The following is a 19,764-nucleotide window of genomic DNA, read 5'->3' as shown; positions in this document are numbered from 1 at the left end:
ACCCGTACCGAGAGCCAAGAGGACTCCATGTCCACAGCAACCCCCACCCGGGCGCCGCACCGCGACGCACCCACCGGGCATCACGAGGCCACGGGCCGCGTCGGCGCGGGCCTGTTCGACCCCGCGCAACTGCTCAGGTCGCTGCCGGACGCCCTGCGCAAACTCGACCCGCGGGTGCAGGCCAAGTCGCCGGTCATGTTCGTGGTCTGGATCGGCTCGGTGCTGACCACCGTCTTCTCCTGCACCGACCCCGGTGACTGGTTCGGCTGGACGATCAGCGCCTGGCTGTGGCTGACGGTCCTCTTCGCGGGCCTCGCCGAGGCCGTCGCCGAGGGGCGGGGCAAGGCCCAGGCCGACACGCTGCGCCAGGCCAAGACGGGCACCGTGGCCCGCCGGCTGGCCGCCGGGGGAGAGGAGCGGGTCCCCGGGACCGAACTGCGGATCGGTGACCTGGTGGTCTGCGAGGCCGGGGACGTCATCCCCGGCGACGGTGACGTCGTCGAGGGCGTGGCGAGCGTCGACGAGTCGGCGATCACCGGCGAGTCCGCACCGGTCATCCGGGAGTCCGGCGGCGACCGCTGCGCGGTGACGGGCGGCACCAAGGTCCTCTCCGACCGCGTCGTCGTCAAGATCACCACCAGGCCGGGCGAGACCTTCATCGACCGGATGATCAACCTGGTGGAGGGCGCCGCACGGCAGAAGACGCCCAACGAGATCGCGCTGAACATCCTGCTGGCCTCCCTGACCATCGTGTTCCTGCTGGCCTGCGCCACCCTGCCGCCCTTCGCCGGTCACGCCGGCACGCACCTGACGCTGGTCGTGCTGGTGGCGCTCCTCGTCTGCCTCATCCCGACCACGATCGGCGCGCTCCTGTCGGCCATCGGCATCGCGGGCATGGACCGGCTGGTGCAGCGCAACGTGCTCGCCATGTCCGGACGGGCCGTGGAGGCCGCCGGGGACGTCTCCACGCTGCTGCTGGACAAGACCGGCACCATCACCCTGGGCAACCGGCAGGCCGGCGAGTTCGTGCCCGTGCGCGGCACCACCGCGGCCGAACTCGCCGACGCCGCCCAGCTCTCCTCGCTGGCCGACGAGACACCCGAGGGCCGCTCGGTCGTCGTCCTGGCGAAGGAGGCGTACGGGCTCAGGGAACGGCACCAGGGGGAACTGGCCGGCGCCGAGTGGATCACGTTCACCGCCCAGACCCGGATGTCCGGCGTGGACGTCGACGGCCGACGGATCCGCAAGGGAGCGGCCGGATCGGTCGTCGCCTGGGTCGAGGAGCGCGGCGGCACGGTCGGAGCGGACGCCGGGGCCCTCGTGGACGGCATCTCGGCGGCCGGGGGCACCCCCCTGCTGGTCGCCGTCGAGGACGGGCACGGCGCCCGCGTGCTCGGCGTCATCCACCTCAAGGACGTCGTCAAGGACGGCATGCGCGAACGGTTCGCCGAACTGCGCCGCATGGGCATCAGGACCGTCATGATCACCGGCGACAACCCGCTCACGGCCAAGGCGATCGCCGAGGAGGCAGGCGTCGACGACTTCCTCGCCGAGGCCACCCCCGAGGACAAGATGGCCCTCATCAAGCGGGAGCAGGCAGGCGGCAAGCTGGTCGCGATGACGGGTGACGGCACCAACGACGCACCCGCCCTCGCCCAGGCGGACGTCGGCGTGGCGATGAACACGGGCACGTCGGCCGCCAAGGAGGCCGGCAACATGGTCGACCTCGACTCCAACCCCACCAAGCTCATCGAGATCGTCGAGATCGGCAAGCAGCTCCTCATCACCCGGGGCGCGCTCACCACGTTCTCCATCGCCAACGACGTCGCCAAGTACTTCGCGATCATCCCGGCGCTGTTCGCCGCGGTCTACCCGGGCCTGGACAAGCTCAACATCATGCACCTGTCCTCGCCCAGCTCGGCGATCCTGTCCGCCGTCGTCTTCAACGCGCTGATCATCGTCGCGCTGGTGCCGCTCGCCCTGAAGGGCGTGCGCTACCGGCCCATGAGCGCGGACCGGATGCTCCGCCGCAACCTCGGCATCTACGGCATCGGCGGCCTGATCGCCCCCTTCCTCGGCATCAAGCTGATCGACCTGCTCCTGTCCCTCATACCCGGAATCGGCTGACCGCCATGAACAACTCCTTCACGAACACCGCCCGGTTGCTCGGGGCGGGCCTGCGCGCCCTGCTCGTCCTGACCCTGCTGACCGGCGTCGTCTACCCGCTCGTCGTCACCGGCATCGCCCAGGGCCTGTTCCCCGGCAAGGCCGACGGCTCCGAGGTCAGGGCGGACGGCAGGGTCGTCGGCTCCGCGCTCATCGGGCAGTCCTACGACCTTCCTCCGAAGAAGGGGCAGCAGACCCCGCAGGCCGACCTGAAGTGGTTCCAGGGGCGCCCCGCGAACGGCCTGGCCACCAACAGCGTCAACACCCGGTACCACCTGCTCGTCTCCGGTGCCACCAACCTGGCCGCCGACAACAAGGAGCTGGCCGCGCAGGTCCGGGACGCGCGGGCGGCCGTCGTCAGGGACAACTCGGTGCCCGGCTACAGGGTCGATCCCTCCGACGTCCCGGCCGACGCGGTGACCTCCTCCGGCTCCGGCCTGGATCCCGACATCTCCCCGCAGTACGCGCGGCTCCAGGCCCACCGGGTCGCCGTACGCAACGCACTGCCCCTCGCGCCGGTCGAGCGGCTGGTGGCGGACCACACCGAGGGCCGCACCCTGGGCTTCATGGGCGAGCCCCGGGTGAACGTGCTGCGGCTCAACATCGCCCTCGCGGACCTCGTGGCCGCGCGGCACTGAGCGTGGCCCGGTGCCGTGCTCCCGGGCGCCGTGGTCACCCCCGGCCCGGCACTCTCATACGGTCAGTGTCCGGTCCGACGGGTGCTGGAGGCGGGCGGCCGCGGCGGCGCGGGCCGCCTCCAGCACGCCGAGGAGGACCTGCTTGCCGGAGGCGCGGTCGCGCACGTCGCACAGGACGACCGGCGTGGCCGGATCGAGGTCGAGGGCCGCCCGGACCTGCTCGGCCGTGCAGTCGCGCCGCCCGTGGAAGCAGTTGATGCCCACGGCGAACGGGATCCCGCGCTCCTCGAAGAAGTCGATCGAGGCGAACGAGGCCTCCAGCCGGCGCGTGTCGGCGAGGACGACCGCACCCAGCGCGCCCGTGGCCAGGTCGTCCCACATGAACCAGAACCGGTCCTGGCCGGGCGTGCCGAACAGGTACAGCACCAGTTCGGGACCGATCGTGATGCGGCCGAAGTCCATCGCCACCGTCGTCGAGGCCTTGCCCTCCACCCCGGACAGGTCGTCGACGCCGAGGCTCGCCTCGGTCATCCGCTCCTCCGTCTCCAGCGGAGGGACCTCGCTCACCGCGGCCACCATCGTGGTCTTGCCCACGCCGAAACCGCCCGCGACGAGTATCTTCAGCGCGGTGGGCATGACGGGGTCAGAGCTGACGGATACCATCCATCACCCTTTCGATGAGTTCCACGCTCGGCCGGCTCTCCCGCCCCGGTGGCGACTGCACCAGGATCAGCGAGGCGTCGAGCAGATCGCCGCACAGCACCTTCACCACGCTCACCGGCAGGTCCAGCAGGGCGGCGATCTCGGCCACCGCCAGCGCACGGTCGCGGCACACATCCAGGATGTGGGCCGCCTCCGGCTCCAGCTGGGCCGCGCCCGACTCCCGCGCGGACCGCGCGACGACCAGCGTGATCAGGGTGAACGCGTGCTGGCTGTGCTGGGTACGGCCACCGGTGATGGCGTACGGCCGTAAGTAGCGCCCGGCCTCCCCTTCGTCGTGCCGGCGCTGTTCAGGCATTCTGGACGGAGCCGCCGGCCGGGGACTGCACGCGCGGGGCGGCCGTGAGGTACTGGCCCACCTGCTTGACGAGCGTTCCCATCTCGTACGCCATCATGCCGACATCCACTTCCTCCGAGGCCAGCGCGGCCAGCCGCGCCCCCTTGCCCGCGGCCGTCACGAAAAGGAACGCCTTGTCCATCTGAATGACCGTCTGCTGCACCCGTCCGCTGTGGAAGTGACGGGCGGCGCCCCGCGCGAGACTGTGCACGCCCGAGGCCACCGCCGACAGGTGCTCGGCGTCGTCACGGAGCATGTCCTTGGACTTGCCGATGAGAAGGCCGTCCCCGGAGAGCACGATGGCGCAGCGGATCTCCGGAATCCGGTCCACCAGGCCGTCCAGGAGCCAGTCCAGCTGACGTCCGTTCTGTACCTGCTCAGTCATAGCCTGTCCTCACAGTTCATGGGCAGGGGGGCCTGCCGCATCGCTCTGCCGCCCGGGCGCGCCGTGCGGCGTGTCGTCGTCCTCGGACATCCAGGCCCGCTTGAGCCCCTGGTGGATGGCGCTCATCGCGCGGGCCGACGCGTCCGGCGAGATCGCGTCGTCCTCGCCCCCGCCTGCGGGTTCGTCCTCGGCCTGCGAGGCCTCCCTGCGCAACTGCTGCGCCAGGCTGGCCCCTCTGACGCGGTGCGGCAGTACCGAGGGGGTCGTCAGGGGACGGGAGGCGTCCGGCACGCCGTCCGCGGCGGCGGGAGGGGCCGGCGCCGTCGGTGCCCCGGCCGGTCCCGAGGGATCCGCGGCGGCCACGGGCCGCTCCTGGCGCGGCACCGCGCCGCGCCGTGCGGGTGCACCGGCGGCCGGCGGCGCGGAGGGGGGCTGGGGCGTGTACGGGTCCGGGACCGTGTACGGGTCCGCGGGCAGGTACGAGGCGGGGGGCGCGGAAGGGGCCGGCGGAGCAGGCTGCCCGGCCGGGGGACGGGCCCCGGCCGGGGCGTGGCCCGGCATCGCGCCGGGCGGGTCCGCGGGCGTAGCCGCGGGAGGGCCGAAGTCCGGTGCCGGCGCGGGATGTTCCGCTGCGGCGGGGGGCAACAGGCCCGCACCTCCGTACTCGGGAAAGCCGTTGTGGTCGGGGAGCGGCGCGTGGACGAGCACCTCGTCGGCCCCGGCCGGGCCGAGTGGGCCCGCCCCGGTCAGGATCTCCCGGCCGGTGCCGGTCTCCTGGCCGCCGCTCGTCAACCGGGCGTCGGCAGGGCTCTCCACGGCCCGCCCCGCGGCGACGGCCGCCGACTGCAACTGGTCGACGACCGGGGAGGCCACGTCCTCCAGCAGCGCGGCGGGCAGCATCACCAGGGCGAGCGTGCCGCCGTAGTCGGACTCGCGCAGCACCACCTTGATGCCGTGCCGCTCGGCCAGCCGGGCCACCACGAAGTGTCCCAGGCGGGGGTCCTCGCCGAACACCGTCATGTCCACCCGGGGCGGCCGGGCGAGCAGTTCGTTGGCGCGCTCCAGCAGCTGTGCGGGCATGCCGAGCCCCTGGTCCTCGACGTGCACGGCCAGACCCTTGGCCACCCGGGTCGTGCCGACCGTGACCTCGGTGTCCGGCGGGGAGAAACTGGTGCCGTTCTCGATGAGTTCGGCCAGCAGGTGCGTGACGTCGGCGACCGCCCGGCCGGCCAGCGCCACCCGCCGGTCCGCCGGTGTGTTGCGCACCCTGACCCGGGTGTAGTGCTCCGTCTCCGCCACCGCGCCGCGCATCACGTCGGTGATCGCCACCGGCCTGGACATGCGGCGGCTCGGCGGGGCACCGCTGAGGATCATCAGGTTCTCCGCGTGCCGCCGCACCCGGGTGGCCAGGTGGTCGATGCGGAAGATGTCCTTGAGCAGGTCCGAGTCCTCGTGCTTGCGCTCCAGGTCGTCGAGGAGCGCGATCAGCCGGTGGATCAGCACCTGGGCGCGCCGGATGAGCTGGCCGACGACCTTGTCCGAGCCCTCCCGGCCCTGCGACTGGCGCAGCACGGAGTCCGCGGCGACCCGCGCCAGCTGGTCGACCGCCGAGGACAGCCGGCCGACCTCGTCGCCCGCCTGCTGCCGCTGCGGTGCGAGGGCGGCCGGATCGACGCGTTCGCCCTTCTCCAGCCGGGCCAGCAGTTCGGGAAGCCGGAACGCCGCCAGCTGCTCGGTGCCCGACCGCAGCGCGGCCAGCTCCTCGGACAGCCGCTCGAACTCGGCGAGCCGCCCGAGCGCCGAACGCCGGGTGCGCAGGGCCAGGACGGCCGCGGCGGCCACGGCGGCCAGGGTGGCCGCACTGCCGAGCAGCGTGACCAGCAGCAACTCATCGGCCCGGTCGGTGGCATGCGAGGACAGCGCGCCCAGGGATGCGGTGGACAGGGCCTGGAACTGGCCGACGACGCCTTCGGCGGCGGCCGGCCACGCGGTGGCGCCCTGCGGCAGCGCGGTGCCCTGACCGCCACTGACGGCCCGCTCGACCGAACCCACCGTGCGCCACTGGGCCCCGGAGGTGATCCGATCGTAGGCGGCGGCCGTGCCACCGGGCAGGTCCGTGGCGGTCAGTCCCTCCCGGGCGGCCTCCTGGACGGCGGCGTACCGACCGAACCCGGCGCGGTCGGCGGCCGGTATGCGCTGCCCGGGCAGGGCCCCGGAGAGCAGGGCGTCCTCACGCGAGAGCAGCTCGGTGATCCGGGTCACCGCCACCGTCGCGGAGCCGGCGCGCGCCGACCCCGCGTCGTCGCCGCGCACGGCCGCGCCGAGCAGGGCCAGTCCCTGCGTGGCGGCGTCGGTGAAGTACGCGAAGGCGTCCGCGGCGGACAGCTTGCGCACGTCGATCGCCGCCCGGCGCTCCGTCAGCGACTTCAGCGCGCCCTCGTAGGCCCCCGCCCGGCGCCGCAGTGCCGCCGTGTCCGCGGCCGAGACGTGCCGCCCGTACTCGGCGAGGGCGGTGTCGGTCCTGGCGCGGGCCGTGTCGAGCCGGGCGCGGGTGGCGTCCGTGCGGCTCGCCTGCCACACGGCGGTGAGTCGGCGCTCGTCCTGCAGCCGCGCGAGCAGTTCCTGCGCGGGCCGGGCGAGGGAGGAGACGCGGTCGGCGTCGGTGTGCAACCCGACCTGGTCGCCCACCAGCCCGGTGGCCGTGTACCCCCACAGGCCGCTGACGCAGACCGCGGGGATGACGAAGGGGAGGACGAACGAGGATCGCAGTGATCTCGGGGTACCGGCGCGGTGACGTGTCCGCCGGTCGCGGGTGCCTGGCATCTGATTCCTCGTACTGCAACGGTTCAGCGGCGCGGGTAGGGGAACGCGACGTCCGACGTCCCCGCCCTGTGGCCCGGTGGCTCACCGTGATCGAAGTCGCGCGAGCTGCACCGTATCAGGATCATCGCGCAGCGTCATGTGTGGTCCACGGCAACTGGCCAGCGCTGTCACACCAGTTGGGGCACCGCCGGTCAGCCCCGGGGCCGGTCGCGGGCGGGCGGTTCGGGTGCGGCCGCACAGGGGTCACAGGAGCGCCAGCAGCCGCGGTGTGTACAGCGCCCCGGCCGAGGCGATGCCGGCGACCATGTCGAGGTAGATCGCGGTCAGTTCGGGGTCCGACTGCACGGCCCGCAGCAGGGAGAGCCGCTGCTCGTGCGGGTCGAGCCGGGCGACGCCGAGCGTGGCCTCGTACCCGGGGGCCAGCTGCGCCGCGCAGTCCCCGGCGTAGCGGTCCAGTGCGGCGTCGAGCCGGAGCGGATCGCCCTCCAGCGTGCCCGACACCGCCTCCACGAGACGCTCGACCTGCCGGAAGGCGTCACTGATGCCGCGGGCCGTGATGGAGTCCTTGTGGTGGGCGGCGTCTCCGACGAGGACCCAGCCGGGCCCGGCCGCCCGCCGGAAGAAGTTCTGCTGGTCGCCGCTGCCGTGCAGCCGCTCCACCGGCTCCCGGCCGGCCAGCCGTTCGTGCAGCGCGGGCGCGGTGGCGCGGATCTGCTCCCGGTAGGCGCTGTACGCGTCCGCGCGGACCTCCTCGAACCGGGACTGCGGGAAGTAGGCGAGGACGAGGGTCGCCGCGTCGTGGGTGGGCACCGCGGCCACCCAGCCGCCCGGCCGCTCGAACAGCTCCAGGTCGGCGGGGACGTCCGGCCAGTAGGTGTAGTAGGCGCAGGACAGCCGGGTGTCCCGCACGGTGTACGGGGCCGCCACCAGCCGGGCCACGGTGGAGCGCATCCCGTCCGCGCCGATCACCAGGCGGGCCCGCTCGGTGAAGTCCCGGCCGCCACGGCTGCCCTCGACACCGACGACCCGGCCCAGACCGTCGCGCAGCAGACCCGTCACCCGGCAGCGGTCGCGGAACTCGGCGCCGGCCGCGCAGGCCGCGTCGACCAGGATCGCGTCGAGCACGTGGCGGCGCGGGGCGAACCCGGCGCGCTGGCCGTCCACTCCCCGGGCCCGGCCCTCGATGTGGACGTCGGCGACTTCGTAGACCGTGCGGTCCAGCGGCGGGCAGCCCGAGGCACGGACCCGGTCGAGCACGTCCCAGCGGGCGAGGGCGGCCACGCCGGGCTGGTGGACGAGGTGCGTGGACAGGGTGTCGGTGCCGTACGCCGCCTTGTCGAGCAGGAGGACGCGGTAGCCCGCGCGGGCCAGCAGCAGGGCGGCGGGGGCGCCGGCGCAGCGCGCTCCCACCACGATGGCGTCGTACATGCGGATGCCTCACAACGGGCGTCGGGGACGGGGGAACAAGGGGGAAGGGGCCCCGGTCAGCGGGAGCGGTCGAGTTCGCCGCGCACGGCGCGGCGGTCGATCTTGCCGTTCGGGTTGAGCGGCAGCTGGTCGAGGACGGTGATCCGGCTGGGCATCATGTACGGCGGCAGGCGCTCGCCCAGCGCCGCGTACAACCGGTCGGGGACGCAGCCGGGGCCGCTGACCGCCGCCCGCAGTTCCGGTTCGCCGTCGGCGGCGGGCAGGGTGACCACGATCGCGTCGCGCACCGCGGGCTGGGCGCGCAGCGCGGCCTCGACCTCGCCGAGTTCGATGCGGTGCCCGCGGATCTTGACCTGGTGGTCGGTCCGTCCGAGGTGGACGAGCACGCCGTCCCGCAGGGTGACGCGGTCGCCCGTGCGGTACCAGTGCCCGGGACCGGGCGGCGATCCCCCGGCCGGCCGCAGGTCCTCGGTGAGGAAGCGGCCCGCGTCGTGGCGCGGGTCCAGGTAGCCGGCGAAGCGGAGCGGGCCGCGCACGCACAGCTCGCCGGTCCGGCCGGGCCTGCCGTCCTCGTCGAGCAGCAGGAGGTCCACGTCGGGGTGGCCGGTCCCGATCGGGGCGGTGCCGTTGGGGGTGTCCGGCCAGTCGGCCGTCTCGTCGGGGAACCGGTAGGCGGTGCACGAGATGGTCAGCTCGGTGGGCCCGTAGAGGACTTCGAGGCGGCCGGCCGGGGCGGCGGCGCGCCACTCGCGGGCGGCTTGCAGCGACAGCGGCTCGCCGCCGAAGACGCTCCACCGCAGCGTCGGCATGCTGCCCGGGACCAGGGCGCCCAGGCGGGCGGCGAAGGTGATCAGCGACGGCACCGAGAACCAGTGGGTCAGACGCAGGCTGTTGACGGTCTTCACCGGGTTGAGGAGCTGACCGCGCGACGGTACGACGAGGGTGCCGCCGCCCGCCCAGGCGACGAACAGGTCGTGCACGGAGCCGTCGAAGGTCAGCTCGAAGCTCTGCGAGAGCCGGCTGCCCGGGCCGATGCCGTACCGGCCGGCCACCCGCTCCAGATAGGCGCAGATGTTGCGGTGCCGCACGGGCACACCCTTGGGCGCGCCGGTGGAGCCGGAGGTGAAGATGACGTACGCGAGGTCCTCGGGGCCCGCCTGCCGGAAGGGGGCGTCGAGGCGGGCCGGGTCCGGGTCGGCTTGGTCCGGGCTGGTCGGGGCCGTGACGGCCGGGTCCGTGTCGGCCGGGTCCGGGCTGGTCGGGTCCGCGTCGGCCGGGTCCGTGTCGGCCGGGTCCGCGGGCTGCGTGTCGCCCGGGGCGGCGACGTGGACCGGTGCGCCGAGGCCTGCGGCGGCGGGTGCGTCGTCGGGCCCGGTCAGGACCAGGTCCAGGCCGGCCGCGGCGGCGACGGCGGCGGTGCGGGCGGCCGGGTGCTCGGGGTTGAGCGGTACGACGGCGGCGCCGGACCGCAGAATGGCCAGGTACCCGGCGTAGGCGGTCACCGAGCGGGTCGCGAGCAGGCCGACGCGCCGTGGCGGGGTGCCGCCGGCCGCCGTGACCAGCCGGGCGGCGAGGCGTTCGGCGGCCTCGCGCAGCTCCCGGTAGGTCAGGCGGGCCCCGGCGACCTCCAGGGCGGGCGCGTCGGGATGTGCGGCGGCCGTGCGGGCGAACCAGTCGTAGAGGGTGGGCGCGGGGGTCACCGGCCGGCCGCCTCGAGCGTCAGCGTCCACTGCCGCAGCTCACCGACCGTGCGCAGCCCACCGAGTTCCTCGGGGTCGATCTCATGCCCGCACCGCTGGGCCAGTTCCACGACGATCCGCAGCTTGGCCAGCGAGTCGATGCCGATGTCGGTGAGGGTGGAGGCGTCGTCGAAACCGGTGCGGGCGTGCTCGCGCAGCACCCGGTCCGCGAGGTCCCCGGCGCCGGGCCCGTCCTGCGGTGCGTGGTCCTCGTGGCGCGCCTCGCCCGCCCGGTACCGCCGGGTCTGCCAGGGGTAGGCGGGCAGCGGTACGCAGCGTCCCGGAGCGCCGGACATCGTTGCCGTGTCCAGGTCGCCGCCCGCGGCATAGCGGTCGGCGGCGGCCGTCAGCGGGTGGTCCGCGGCCGGTGCCGCCACCGGGGTGCCGGTGAGTGCCGCGGCCAGTTCCTCGTGGGTGCGGCCGGTGACGGCGAGGCGGTGCGCGTGGTGGCGGCGCCGGGTGGCCGCGCTGTGGCAGATGTCGCGCAGCGCGTACGAGGCGCCGGCGCCGCCCGGTCGCAGGTAGCGCGCGTACGCCGCGGTCAGCGCCCTGAGCGCGTCGGCGCTGTGGGCGGACAGGGCGAGGAGGTGGGGGGTCCCGTCCGGCTCGGGGGCGGCGGGCGGCAGCTCTCGCGGGCCGGCCTGGGCGAGGACGACGTGGGCGTTGAGGGCCGAGGAGCCCTGGCCGCCGACTCCGGCGACGGCGGGCCGGCCGTGGACGGGTAGGTCCTGCAGCTTGTCGGGCAGGCTCAGTGGCAGCGCGTCCCAGTCGACGCCCGGATGCGGGGTGTCGAGGTGGAGGGTCGCCGGTATCTGGCCGTGCTCCAGGCACAGGACCGTCTTGATGAGGCCGGCCAGTCCCCCTGCGGCCTCCGCGTGACCGATGTTGGTCTTGACCGAGCCGACCAGCAGCGGCCGGCCGGCGGGCCGCCCGGCGCCGAGCACCTCGCCGAGCGCCCGCAGTTCCAGCGGGTCCAGGGCGGGGGAGCCCGCGCCGTGGGCCTCGACGTAGTCGACGTCGGCGGGATCGACGCCCGCGTCCTCGTACGCCCAGCGCAGCACGTCCAACTGTCCCTGGAGGGAGGGGTTGAGCACCGAGTCGCTGGTGCGGCCGTCGTTGCCGACGGCGCTTCCCCGGATGACGGCGCGGACCCGGTCGCCGTCGGCCAGCGCGTCGGTGAGCCGCTTGAGGACGACGACGGCCACCGCGTCGCTGGGCGAGTAGCCGTCCGCGCCCGCGTCGCCGAACTTGCAGCGCCCGTCCCCGGCCATCGCGCCCGCGTGGGAGAGGACGAGGCCCTCGTCCGGGCGGAGCGGCACGTTCACGCCGGCCGCCAGGGCCAGCGGGGTCTCCCCGGAGCGCAGGCTCTGCACGGCCTGGTGGACGGCCACGAGCGAGGAGGAGCAGGCGGTGTCCACCACGACGCTGGGGCCGCGGAGGTCGAGGAAGTGGGACAGCCGGGCCGGCAGCAGGGACCGGAAGTTGTGGAGCTGAGCGGCCGTCACCGACTCGGGGCCGCGGCGCAGGGCGAGTTCCAGGTGGTCGGCGCGGGTGTTGCCGACGAAGACGCCGGAGCGGCTTCCCGCCAGCCGGTCGGGGTTCTGGCCGGCGTCCTCCAGCGCCTCCCAGGCCGTCATCAGCAGCAGCCGCTGCTGCGGGTCGAGTTCGGTGGCCTCGGTGGCCGACATGCCGAAGAACCCGGCGTCGAACTCGGCGACCCCGTCGACGTAGCCGCCGCGCCGGGCGGCTATTCGTCCCCGTCCGGGCTCGGGGGAGTACAGGGCGTCCACGTCGTAGCGATCCGGGGGTGTCTCGCTCGTGGCGTCCACGGCGTCCCGCAGCAGGGCCCACAGCTCGTCGGGCGCGGACGCACCGGGCAGCCGGCAGGCCATGCCGATCACCGCGACCGACCGAGGATCCACGTCGGACCTGTTCATGAGAGAACTCCGTTCATACGTCGCACGGTCCCCGCGCCGCGGCGCAGTGGACCTTGCCCCATCGCAACTTGCCCCATCGCCACTTCTCCCACGCGCACGGCACGTGCCCGGCGGCGCCCCGCGCACCGTCCGGGGGTGTGGACGGCGCGGAGCGGCCGGGGACGGCTGGGCGTGGGGCTCGCGGCGCGTGCGGGCCCGCCGGTACTTGCCGTGTGGGGGGCGGCGCTGTGTTCAGTCAGGCGGGCGACCGCCTCGCTGGGACGGTTCGGTCACCGCGGACGGCGCGGGTCGTGGGGTAAGACCCGCCGCGGGGAGAGGGGCCGGCGGTCTCGACCTTCCCGTGCCTCGGGTACGGACCGGGGACCGCGCACCCGCCTCACCTTCCCAATTCCGAACGAACATTCGAATATCTGTGTCAGATGTCGTACCGGACCGAATGCGCCAGTCTCGACCGCGGGTCCATCGCACGATTGTCAGGCGTGAAATCGTTTCGGAACGACGGGGGTCCAAGAATGACGGGAAGTGATCGCTTGATGTTGAAACATTGAAAAGTCTGGACAGACTCCCCGGATGGCCACCTGACGCCCGCCACCGGGCCCGGCGCCCGCTCCCCGTTCCGTGGCGGGGGGTCGAGAGCCGGACAAGTCCGTTGCTCCGGACAGCCGTTGACGGTGGGACGGCTGAGGCCGGAATGACCTGGAGCGGTGATCCACGGCGGCCGGATCTCTGCTTTGATCTGAACCCATGGAATCCCTGTCACCCGAACAGCACCGTGCCGCAGGCGAGCAGCGGACGAACCGGCTGAGGATTCTCGGCCTCAACACGGTCGAGGCGGAAGCCACGTTCGACCGCATCGCGCGGCTCGCGGCCACGTTCACCCAGGCCCCGCTCGCCATGGTCAACTTCATCAACGACGAGCGCCAGATGTTCCGCGGCATGTACGTGCCCGCGGGTACCCCGGAGGACCCGGTGGACGTCTCGGGCGGCGGCATCCCGTTCGACCTCAGCAACCTCGCCCGCGAGGCGCCCGGCGACTACGGCTTCTGCCCGCACGTGGTCGCCCAGCGCTCCCAGCTCGCCCTCGACGACGTCTTCGACTACCCGCGTTTCAAGGGCAATCCCCTCGTCAACGACCTCGGCGTGCGCTCCTACCTGGGCACGCCGCTGCGCGACAACACGGGCGTCGTCCTCGGCACCGTGTGCGTGGCGGACTTCAAGCCACGCGCCTGGGACCGCCAGCTCAAGCTGGCCATGCAGGAGCTGTCCGAGACCCTGCTGTCCGAGTTCAAGCTGCGCGACAGCCTCCTCGCCCAGCAGCAGGAGCTGTTCGCGGTCTTCGACGGCGCGCCCTTCCCGATCATGCTCACCGAGGGCCCCGACCACCTGCTGCGCTACGCCAACGGCAAGCAGGGGCAGGCCTTCGGCCTGGTCCCCCAGTTCAGCCTGGGCCGGAACGTGCTGCCCGGCCTGGACCGGATCGGCGTCTTCGCCGCGATGGACGAGGCCCTGCGCACCGGCCGGCCCACCACGGTGCCCCGGGCGTCGCTGCGCACCTACGACTCCGCCGCCCCGCAGGACTTCGACTTCCTGTGCACGCCGATCCGAACCTCTCCCAGCGCGCCCTTCAAGGGCGTCCTCACGGTGGCGATGAACACCACCGGGCAGGGCTACGGCGGCGCCGAGTCGCAGGCCTTCGCCGCCAATGTCCAGCAGCGCTTCGAGCAACTGGGCGGCGCCGCACTGTCGGACAGCGTGCCCGGACGGTGAACCGGGGCGGGCAGCCGATGCGACGGGGGTGACGGGCGACCGGGGCGGCCGGGTGACGCGGGAGGCACGGCGGCCGGACGACGGGGTGACGGGGTGACGGCGTCCGCGGCCCGGCCGCCCTCGCCCGCCCGTGGCGAGCTTCGCCTCCCCGGCCCGGATGCCGGTACGCCGCGCGTTCACGCGCGGGGGAAGATGGAGATCGCGAGCGGACACAGGACCGAAGACGAGGAGTGGGTGTCATGCAGCAGGAACGAGCGGGCAAGCCGGCCCGGCCGGAGGAGCTGATCGACGTGGCCCGGCTGGTGACCGCGTACTACGCCCTGCACCCTGATCCGGCCGAACCCGGACAGCGCGTCGCCTTCGGGACCTCCGGGCACCGCGGCTCGTCCCTGGCGGCGGCCTTCAACGAGGACCACATCGCCGCGACCAGCCAGGCCATCTGCGAGTACCGCGCCGGACAGGGCACCGACGGCCCGCTCTTCCTCGGCGCGGACACCCACGCCCTGTCCGAGCCCGCCCGGGTCACCGCGCTGGAGGTGTTCGCGGCCAACGGAGTCACCGTCCTCATCGACGCGGCCGACGGCTACACGCCCACCCCCGCGGTCTCGCACGCCGTCCTCACCCACAACCGCGGGCGGACCTCCGGCCTCGCCGACGGCGTCGTCGTCACCCCCTCGCACAACCCGCCCGCCGACGGCGGCTTCAAGTACAACCCGCCGAGCGGCGGCCCGGCAGGCTCGGACGCCACCTCCTGGATCCAGGACCGCGCCAACGAGATCATCGCCGCCGGCCTGAAGGACGTACGGCGCATCCCGTACACCCGCGCGCTCGCCGCCGACACCACCGCACGCCACGACTTCCTCGGCGCCTACGTGTCCGATCTGCCCGGTGTGCTGGACCTGGACGCGATCCGCGGCGCGGGCGTGCGCATCGGCGCCGACCCGCTGGGCGGCGCGTCGGTCGCCTACTGGGGGCGCATCGCCGAACAGCACCGGCTCGACCTGACCGTGGTCAACCCGCTCACCGACCCCACCTGGCGCTTCATGACGCTGGACTGGGACGGCAAGATCCGCATGGACTGCTCCTCGCCGTACGCCATGGCCTCGCTCATCGAGCAGCGCGACCGGTTCCAGATCGCCACGGGCAACGACGCCGACGCCGACCGGCACGGCATCGTCACCCCGGACGCCGGGCTGATGAACCCCAACCACTACCTCGCCACGGCCATCTCCTACCTGTACGCACACCGGACCGAGTGGCCCGCCGCGGCGGCGGTGGGCAAGACCCTGGTGTCCTCCGGCATGATCGACCGGGTCGCCGCAGACCTGGGCCGGCGGCTCGTCGAAGTCCCGGTCGGCTTCAAGTGGTTCGTGGACGGACTGGTCGACGGCTCGCTCGGCTTCGGCGGCGAGGAGTCCGCCGGAGCCTCGTTCCTGCGCCGGGACGGCTCGGTGTGGACCACCGACAAGGACGGCATCATCCTGGCCCTGCTCGCCTCCGAGATCACGGCCGTCACCGGCAAGACGCCCTCCCAGCACTACGCGGCCCTCACCGAGCGCTTCGGCGAGCCCGCCTACGCCCGCATCGACGCGCCCGCCTCCCGCGACGAGAAGGCCCGCCTCGCCAAGCTGTCCCCGGCCCAGGTCACCGCCGACACCCTCGCCGGGGAGCAGGTCACCGCCGTGCTCACCGAGGCGCCCGGCAACGGCGCCTCCATCGGCGGCATCAAGGTGGCCACCGAGAACGCCTGGTTCGCGGCCCGCCCCTCCGGCACCGAGGACGTCTACAAGATCTACGCGGAGTCCTTCCGCGGCCCCGACCACCTCAGCCAGGTGCAGGAAGAGGCCAAGCAGGTGGTCCTGGCGGCGCTCGGCGGCTGAACCGGGGCGCCGGCCCCGCCGGGCTCCCCTCCCCGCCCCGAGCGGCTTCGCTCCGCCGTGCCCGGTCCCGGCCGGCGCCCCCGCGCCGGCCGGGGCGCCGGCCGCGGCCGGTGACCCGCTGTGGCAATCTACAGTGCTGTAGAAGATCAGCACGGGTCCCGCGGGCACCCACGCGTGAAGGGGCAAGGGCGCCACATGCCGCAGCAGCACCCCCGGGAGTCCGGCAGTCCACCAGGCGCGACCGCCACCCGCGCGGTACTGGCGCACCGCTGCCGCGCCGTCACCGAGGCCCGCTGGTTCGCCCTCGCGGTCTTCGCCGTGATCCTCGTCAACGCCGCACTGCTGGGCGTGGAGACCTATCCCGGACTCGTCGACCGGTGGCACGACTGGTTACGGCCGGCCGAACACGCCTGCCTGGCCGTGTTCACCGTCGAGATCGTGCTGCGCCTGGCCGCGCACGCCGACCGCCCGCGGGGCTTTTTCAAGGACCCGTGGAACCTCTTCGACCTCGCCGTGGTGCTGTGCGCCTATCTGCCGCTCGTCCGGGAGAACGCCACCGTGCTGCGGTTGCTGCGCCTGGCGCGCGTGCTGCGCACGGCCCGCTTCCTGCCCCAGCTGCGCATCGTGCTGGTGGCGGTGGCCCGCAGCCTGCCCGGCACCCTGAGCTTCCTGCTCGTCGGCGGGCTCCTGCTGTACCTGTACGCGATGGTCGGCTGGGTGTTCTTCGGCCGCGCAGACCCCCAGCACTACGGCTCCATCGGCCGCGCCGTGCTGACCCTCTTCCTGCTGATGACCCTGGACGGCATCGGCGACGCGGTGCACAGCGGCCTCGAAGTGTCCCGCTGGAGCCTGCTCTACTACTCCTCCTACGTCCTGCTGGCCTCGTTCGTGCTGGTCAACGTCCTCATCGGGGTGGTCCTCACCTCCCTCGACGAAGCGCGCGAGACGGAGCGGACCGCGCCCGCCGGGCCCCTTGCGCCACCGCCGGACGAGGACCGCCGGGACCTGCTCGAACGGATCAGGGCGGTCCGCCACGCCCTGGACGACCTGGAACAGGGCCTTACTCAGCCCGCCGCGCCGCCCGCCGGTGGCGGCCGTCGCACCCGTCCCGCGCCTCCCGCCCCATCCGTACCAGACTTTGACCGTTCGTTTTCTTGAACGATTCGTGTTTGCGGCGGTAGGTTCGGCGCCATGACGGCAGCCCGGCCCCCGACGACCGCCGAGGAGCTGCGCGGTGCGGGCCTGCGGGTGACGGCCGCCCGCGTAGCCCTCCTGGAGACCGTCCGCGCCGGCGACCACCTCGGCGTGGAGGCCATCGCGGCACAGGTGCGCGCCCGGCTGGGCCACATCTCCCTCCAGGCCGTGTACGAGGCCCTGCACGCACTCACCGCCGCGGGCCTCCTGCGGCGGATCGAACCGGCGGGCAGCCCCGCCCGGTTCGAGGGGCGCGTCGGGGACAACCACCACCACGTCGTGTGCCGGTCGTGCGGTGCCGTCGCCGACGTGGACTGCGCGACCGGCGAGGCACCCTGCCTGACCGCGTCCGCCGACCACGGCTTCTCCATCGAGGAGGCCGAGGTCACCTACTGGGGCCTGTGCCCCGGCTGTTCCACCGTCCGCAGCACGTGAGCACCGTGATCCGCCCAGTCCGGAAGGATTCCCATGTCCGAGAACCACGAGGCCATCGTCACCGATCCGAAGACTGAGGAGGCGGGCGGCGGCTGCCCGGTCGCGCACGGACGCGCACCGCACCCCACGCAGGGCGGCGGAAACCGCCAGTGGTGGCCGGAGCGGCTGAACCTCAAGATCCTCGCCAAGAACCCCGCGGTGGCCAACCCCTTCGGCGCGGACTTCGACTACGCCGAGGCGTTCCGGAGCCTCGACCTGCCGGCCGTGAAGCGGGACATCGCCGAGGTGCTGACCACCTCCCAGGACTGGTGGCCCGCCGACTTCGGGCACTACGGCCCGCTCGTCATCCGGATGGCCTGGCACAGCGCGGGCACGTACCGCATCAGTGACGGCCGCGGCGGCGCGGGCGCCGGACAGCAGCGCTTCGCCCCGCTCAACAGCTGGCCGGACAACGCCAACCTCGACAAGGCCCGCCGCCTGCTGTGGCCGGTCAAGAAGAAGTACGGCCGCAACCTGTCCTGGGCCGACCTGCTGATCCTCGCCGGGAACGTCGCCCTGGAGTCCATGGGCTTCACGACCTTCGGCTACGCGGGCGGGCGCGAGGACGTCTGGGAGGCCGAGGAGGACGTCTACTGGGGTCCCGAGACCAACTGGCTCGGCGACGAGCGCTACACCGGCGACCGCGAGCTGGAGAACCCGCTCGGCGCGGTCCAGATGGGCCTCATCTACGTCAACCCCGAGGGCCCCAACGGCAACCCCGACCCGATCGCCGCGGCCCGCGACATCCGTGAGACGTTCCGCCGCATGGCGATGAACGACGAGGAGACCGTCGCCCTCATCGCGGGCGGCCACACCTTCGGCAAGACCCACGGCGCGGGCCCGGCGGACAACGTCGGCCCCGACCCCGAGGCCGCCGGCCTGGAGCAGCAGGGCCTGGGCTGGAAGAACACCTTCGGTACCGGCAAGGGCGGCGACACCATCACCAGCGGTCTGGAGGTGACCTGGACGCCGACCCCCACCCAGTGGGACAACTCCTTCTTCGAGATCCTCTTCGGCTACGAGTGGGAACTGTTCAAGTCCCCCGCCGGCGCGAACCAGTGGCGGCCCAAGGACGGCGCGGGCGCCGGTACGGTCCCCGACGCGCACGACCCGTCCAAGCGGCACCAGCCGACGATGCTCACCACCGACCTCTCGCTCCGCTTCGACCCGGTCTACGAGCCGATCTCGCGGCGCTTCCTGGAGAACCCCGGCGAGTTCGCGGACGCGTTCGCGCGGGCGTGGTTCAAGCTGACCCACCGCGACATGGGCCCGGTCTCCCGCTACCTCGGCCCCGAGGTCCCCACCGAGACCCTGCTGTGGCAGGACCCGCTGCCGGAGCGGACGTACGACCTCCTCGACGCCGAGGACGTCGCCGTCCTCAAGGAGAAGATCCTCGCCACCGACCTCTCGGTGGCCGAACTGGTCTCCACCGCATGGGCGTCGGCCTCCTCCTTCCGCGGCAGCGACAAGCGCGGCGGCGCCGACGGCGCCCGTGTCCGCCTGGAGCCCCAGCGCGGCTGGGAGGTCAACGACCCCGACCGGCTCGCGGCCGTCCTGCGCACCCTGGAGGGCGTCCGGGAGTCCTTCAACGCCGGGCTCAGCGGCGGCAAGGGCGTCTCCCTCGCCGACCTGATCGTCCTCGCGGGCGGGGTGGGCGTCGAACGGGCCGCCAAGGAGGCCGGGTTCGAGATCGAGGTGCCCTTCACGCCGGGCCGCGTGGACGCCTCGCAGGAGCAGACGGACGTAGAATCGTTCTCCGCGCTGGAACCGGCCGCCGACGGTTTCCGCAACTACCTGGGCAAGGGCAACCGGCTCCCGGCCGAGTTCCTGCTGCTGGACCGGGCCAACCTGCTGACGCTCAGCGCGCCCGAGATGACCGTCCTGGTGGGCGGCCTGCGCGTGCTGGGGGCCAACCACCAGCAGTCGCAGCTCGGCGTGCTCACCACGACGCCCGGCGTGCTCACCAACGACTTCTTCGTCAACCTGCTCGACCTCGGCACACAGTGGCGGGCGACCTCCGCCGACGCGACCACCTTCGAGGGCTTCGACCCGGCCACCGGCGAGGTCAAGTGGGCGGGGAGCCGGGCCGACCTGGTCTTCGGCTCCAACTCCGAGCTGCGCGCCGTCGCCGAGGTCTACGCCGGCGACGACGCCAAGGAGAAGTTCGTGACGGACTTCGTCGCGGCCTGGACCAAGGTCATGGACCTCGACCGGTTCGACCTGGCCTGATCTGACCGCCAGGACTCCGGGCGCCGCCGCCCCGCTCAGGCCTTGAC

The 19,764-nt window shown here is 73.4% G+C and carries 14 protein-coding genes; 7 read left to right on the top strand and 7 right to left on the bottom strand.

Annotated elements, in window-relative coordinates:
- The first annotated feature begins 27 nt into the window (after positions 1–27).
- Positions 28–2,127 carry a potassium-transporting ATPase subunit KdpB gene (kdpB, locus tag ACFC02_RS19385; RefSeq protein WP_376358327.1) on the top strand — a complete coding sequence of 700 codons (2,100 nt, stop codon included), beginning with the start codon at positions 28–30 and terminating at the stop codon, positions 2,125–2,127.
- Positions 2,128–2,132: 5 nt separating this feature from the next.
- Positions 2,133–2,804, top strand: coding sequence for a potassium-transporting ATPase subunit C (locus ACFC02_RS19380; RefSeq protein ID WP_376358324.1), 672 nt, complete (start codon positions 2,133–2,135; stop codon positions 2,802–2,804).
- Positions 2,805–2,858: 54 nt separating this feature from the next.
- Here ACFC02_RS19380 and ACFC02_RS19375 read toward each other — a convergent pair whose 3' ends face one another.
- The 7 genes from ACFC02_RS19375 to ACFC02_RS19345 form a co-directional block, all read right to left on the bottom strand.
- On the bottom strand, positions 2,859–3,467 hold the full coding sequence (locus ACFC02_RS19375) for an ATP/GTP-binding protein (RefSeq protein ID WP_376358321.1): 609 nt from the start codon (positions 3,465–3,467) through the stop codon (positions 2,859–2,861).
- Positions 3,448–3,822, bottom strand: a complete 375-nt coding sequence (locus ACFC02_RS19370; RefSeq protein WP_376358318.1) for a DUF742 domain-containing protein — start codon at positions 3,820–3,822, stop codon at positions 3,448–3,450. Before ACFC02_RS19370 ends, ACFC02_RS19375 begins: the two co-directional genes overlap by 20 nt.
- On the bottom strand, positions 3,815–4,246 hold the full coding sequence (locus ACFC02_RS19365; protein WP_376358315.1) for a roadblock/LC7 domain-containing protein: 432 nt from the start codon (positions 4,244–4,246) through the stop codon (positions 3,815–3,817). Before ACFC02_RS19365 ends, ACFC02_RS19370 begins: the two co-directional genes overlap by 8 nt.
- A gap of 9 nt (positions 4,247–4,255) precedes the next feature.
- The gene (locus ACFC02_RS19360; RefSeq protein ID WP_376358312.1) at positions 4,256–7,069 is read right to left on the bottom strand and encodes a nitrate- and nitrite sensing domain-containing protein; all 2,814 of its coding nucleotides are present in this window, start codon (positions 7,067–7,069) and stop codon (positions 4,256–4,258) included.
- A 243-nt stretch (positions 7,070–7,312) separates the two neighbouring features.
- Entirely contained in the window at positions 7,313–8,497 is a 1,185-nt protein-coding gene (locus ACFC02_RS19355; protein ID WP_376358309.1) for an NAD(P)/FAD-dependent oxidoreductase, read from the bottom strand.
- Between the two features lie 56 nt (positions 8,498–8,553).
- Positions 8,554–10,197 carry an amino acid adenylation domain-containing protein gene (locus ACFC02_RS19350; protein ID WP_376358306.1) on the bottom strand — a complete coding sequence of 548 codons (1,644 nt, stop codon included), beginning with the start codon at positions 10,195–10,197 and terminating at the stop codon, positions 8,554–8,556.
- A complete protein-coding gene (locus ACFC02_RS19345; protein ID WP_376358303.1) occupies positions 10,194–12,173 on the bottom strand; it encodes a beta-ketoacyl synthase N-terminal-like domain-containing protein in 1,980 nt (659 codons plus the stop codon). Before ACFC02_RS19345 ends, ACFC02_RS19350 begins: the two co-directional genes overlap by 4 nt.
- 744 nt (positions 12,174–12,917) lie before the next feature.
- Between ACFC02_RS19345 and ACFC02_RS19340 the strand changes: the two genes are divergently transcribed.
- From ACFC02_RS19340 to katG, 5 genes are all read left to right on the top strand, one after another.
- Complete coding sequence (locus tag ACFC02_RS19340; protein WP_376358300.1) at positions 12,918–13,940, top strand: GAF domain-containing protein; 1,023 nt, start codon at positions 12,918–12,920, stop codon at positions 13,938–13,940.
- Between the two features lie 239 nt (positions 13,941–14,179).
- Positions 14,180–15,820: a phosphoglucomutase (alpha-D-glucose-1,6-bisphosphate-dependent) gene (pgm, locus tag ACFC02_RS19335; protein ID WP_376358297.1), complete on the top strand. Its 1,641-nt coding sequence runs from the start codon at positions 14,180–14,182 to the stop codon at positions 15,818–15,820.
- Between the two features lie 195 nt (positions 15,821–16,015).
- The gene (locus ACFC02_RS19330; protein WP_376358295.1) at positions 16,016–16,978 is read left to right on the top strand and encodes an ion transporter; all 963 of its coding nucleotides are present in this window, start codon (positions 16,016–16,018) and stop codon (positions 16,976–16,978) included.
- A gap of 33 nt (positions 16,979–17,011) precedes the next feature.
- Positions 17,012–17,449, top strand: coding sequence for a Fur family transcriptional regulator (locus tag ACFC02_RS19325; protein ID WP_360972936.1), 438 nt, complete (start codon positions 17,012–17,014; stop codon positions 17,447–17,449).
- Positions 17,450–17,482: 33 nt separating this feature from the next.
- The gene (katG, locus tag ACFC02_RS19320; RefSeq protein ID WP_376358293.1) at positions 17,483–19,717 is read left to right on the top strand and encodes a catalase/peroxidase HPI; all 2,235 of its coding nucleotides are present in this window, start codon (positions 17,483–17,485) and stop codon (positions 19,715–19,717) included.
- Positions 19,718–19,764 lie beyond the last annotated feature (47 nt).

The sequence above is a fragment of the Streptomyces sp. NPDC056160 genome (assembly GCF_042268205.1).
Lineage (GTDB): Bacteria > Actinomycetota > Actinomycetes > Streptomycetales > Streptomycetaceae > Streptomyces.
The sequence above is the reverse complement of the archived record's forward strand: the minus strand, read 5'-3'. Positions and strand labels throughout refer to the sequence as shown.

What these genes read in the sequence shown, in the direction of transcription:
- ACFC02_RS19345 (WP_376358303.1), bottom strand. Translation starts at nt 12,173, where the DNA reads ATGAACAGGTCCGACGTGGATCCTCGGTCGGTCGCGGTGATCGGCATG.
- ACFC02_RS19330 (WP_376358295.1), top strand. Translation starts at nt 16,016, where the DNA reads ATGCCGCAGCAGCACCCCCGGGAGTCCGGCAGTCCACCAGGCGCGACC.
- pgm (WP_376358297.1), top strand. Translation starts at nt 14,180, where the DNA reads ATGCAGCAGGAACGAGCGGGCAAGCCGGCCCGGCCGGAGGAGCTGATC.
- kdpB (WP_376358327.1), top strand. Translation starts at nt 28, where the DNA reads ATGTCCACAGCAACCCCCACCCGGGCGCCGCACCGCGACGCACCCACC.
- ACFC02_RS19340 (WP_376358300.1), top strand. Translation starts at nt 12,918, where the DNA reads ATGGAATCCCTGTCACCCGAACAGCACCGTGCCGCAGGCGAGCAGCGG.
- ACFC02_RS19380 (WP_376358324.1), top strand. Translation starts at nt 2,133, where the DNA reads ATGAACAACTCCTTCACGAACACCGCCCGGTTGCTCGGGGCGGGCCTG.
- ACFC02_RS19365 (WP_376358315.1), bottom strand. Translation starts at nt 4,246, where the DNA reads ATGACTGAGCAGGTACAGAACGGACGTCAGCTGGACTGGCTCCTGGAC.
- katG (WP_376358293.1), top strand. Translation starts at nt 17,483, where the DNA reads ATGTCCGAGAACCACGAGGCCATCGTCACCGATCCGAAGACTGAGGAG.
- ACFC02_RS19360 (WP_376358312.1), bottom strand. Translation starts at nt 7,069, where the DNA reads ATGCCAGGCACCCGCGACCGGCGGACACGTCACCGCGCCGGTACCCCG.
- ACFC02_RS19355 (WP_376358309.1), bottom strand. Translation starts at nt 8,497, where the DNA reads ATGTACGACGCCATCGTGGTGGGAGCGCGCTGCGCCGGCGCCCCCGCC.
- ACFC02_RS19375 (WP_376358321.1), bottom strand. Translation starts at nt 3,467, where the DNA reads ATGGTATCCGTCAGCTCTGACCCCGTCATGCCCACCGCGCTGAAGATA.
- ACFC02_RS19325 (WP_360972936.1), top strand. Translation starts at nt 17,012, where the DNA reads ATGACGGCAGCCCGGCCCCCGACGACCGCCGAGGAGCTGCGCGGTGCG.
- ACFC02_RS19370 (WP_376358318.1), bottom strand. Translation starts at nt 3,822, where the DNA reads ATGCCTGAACAGCGCCGGCACGACGAAGGGGAGGCCGGGCGCTACTTA.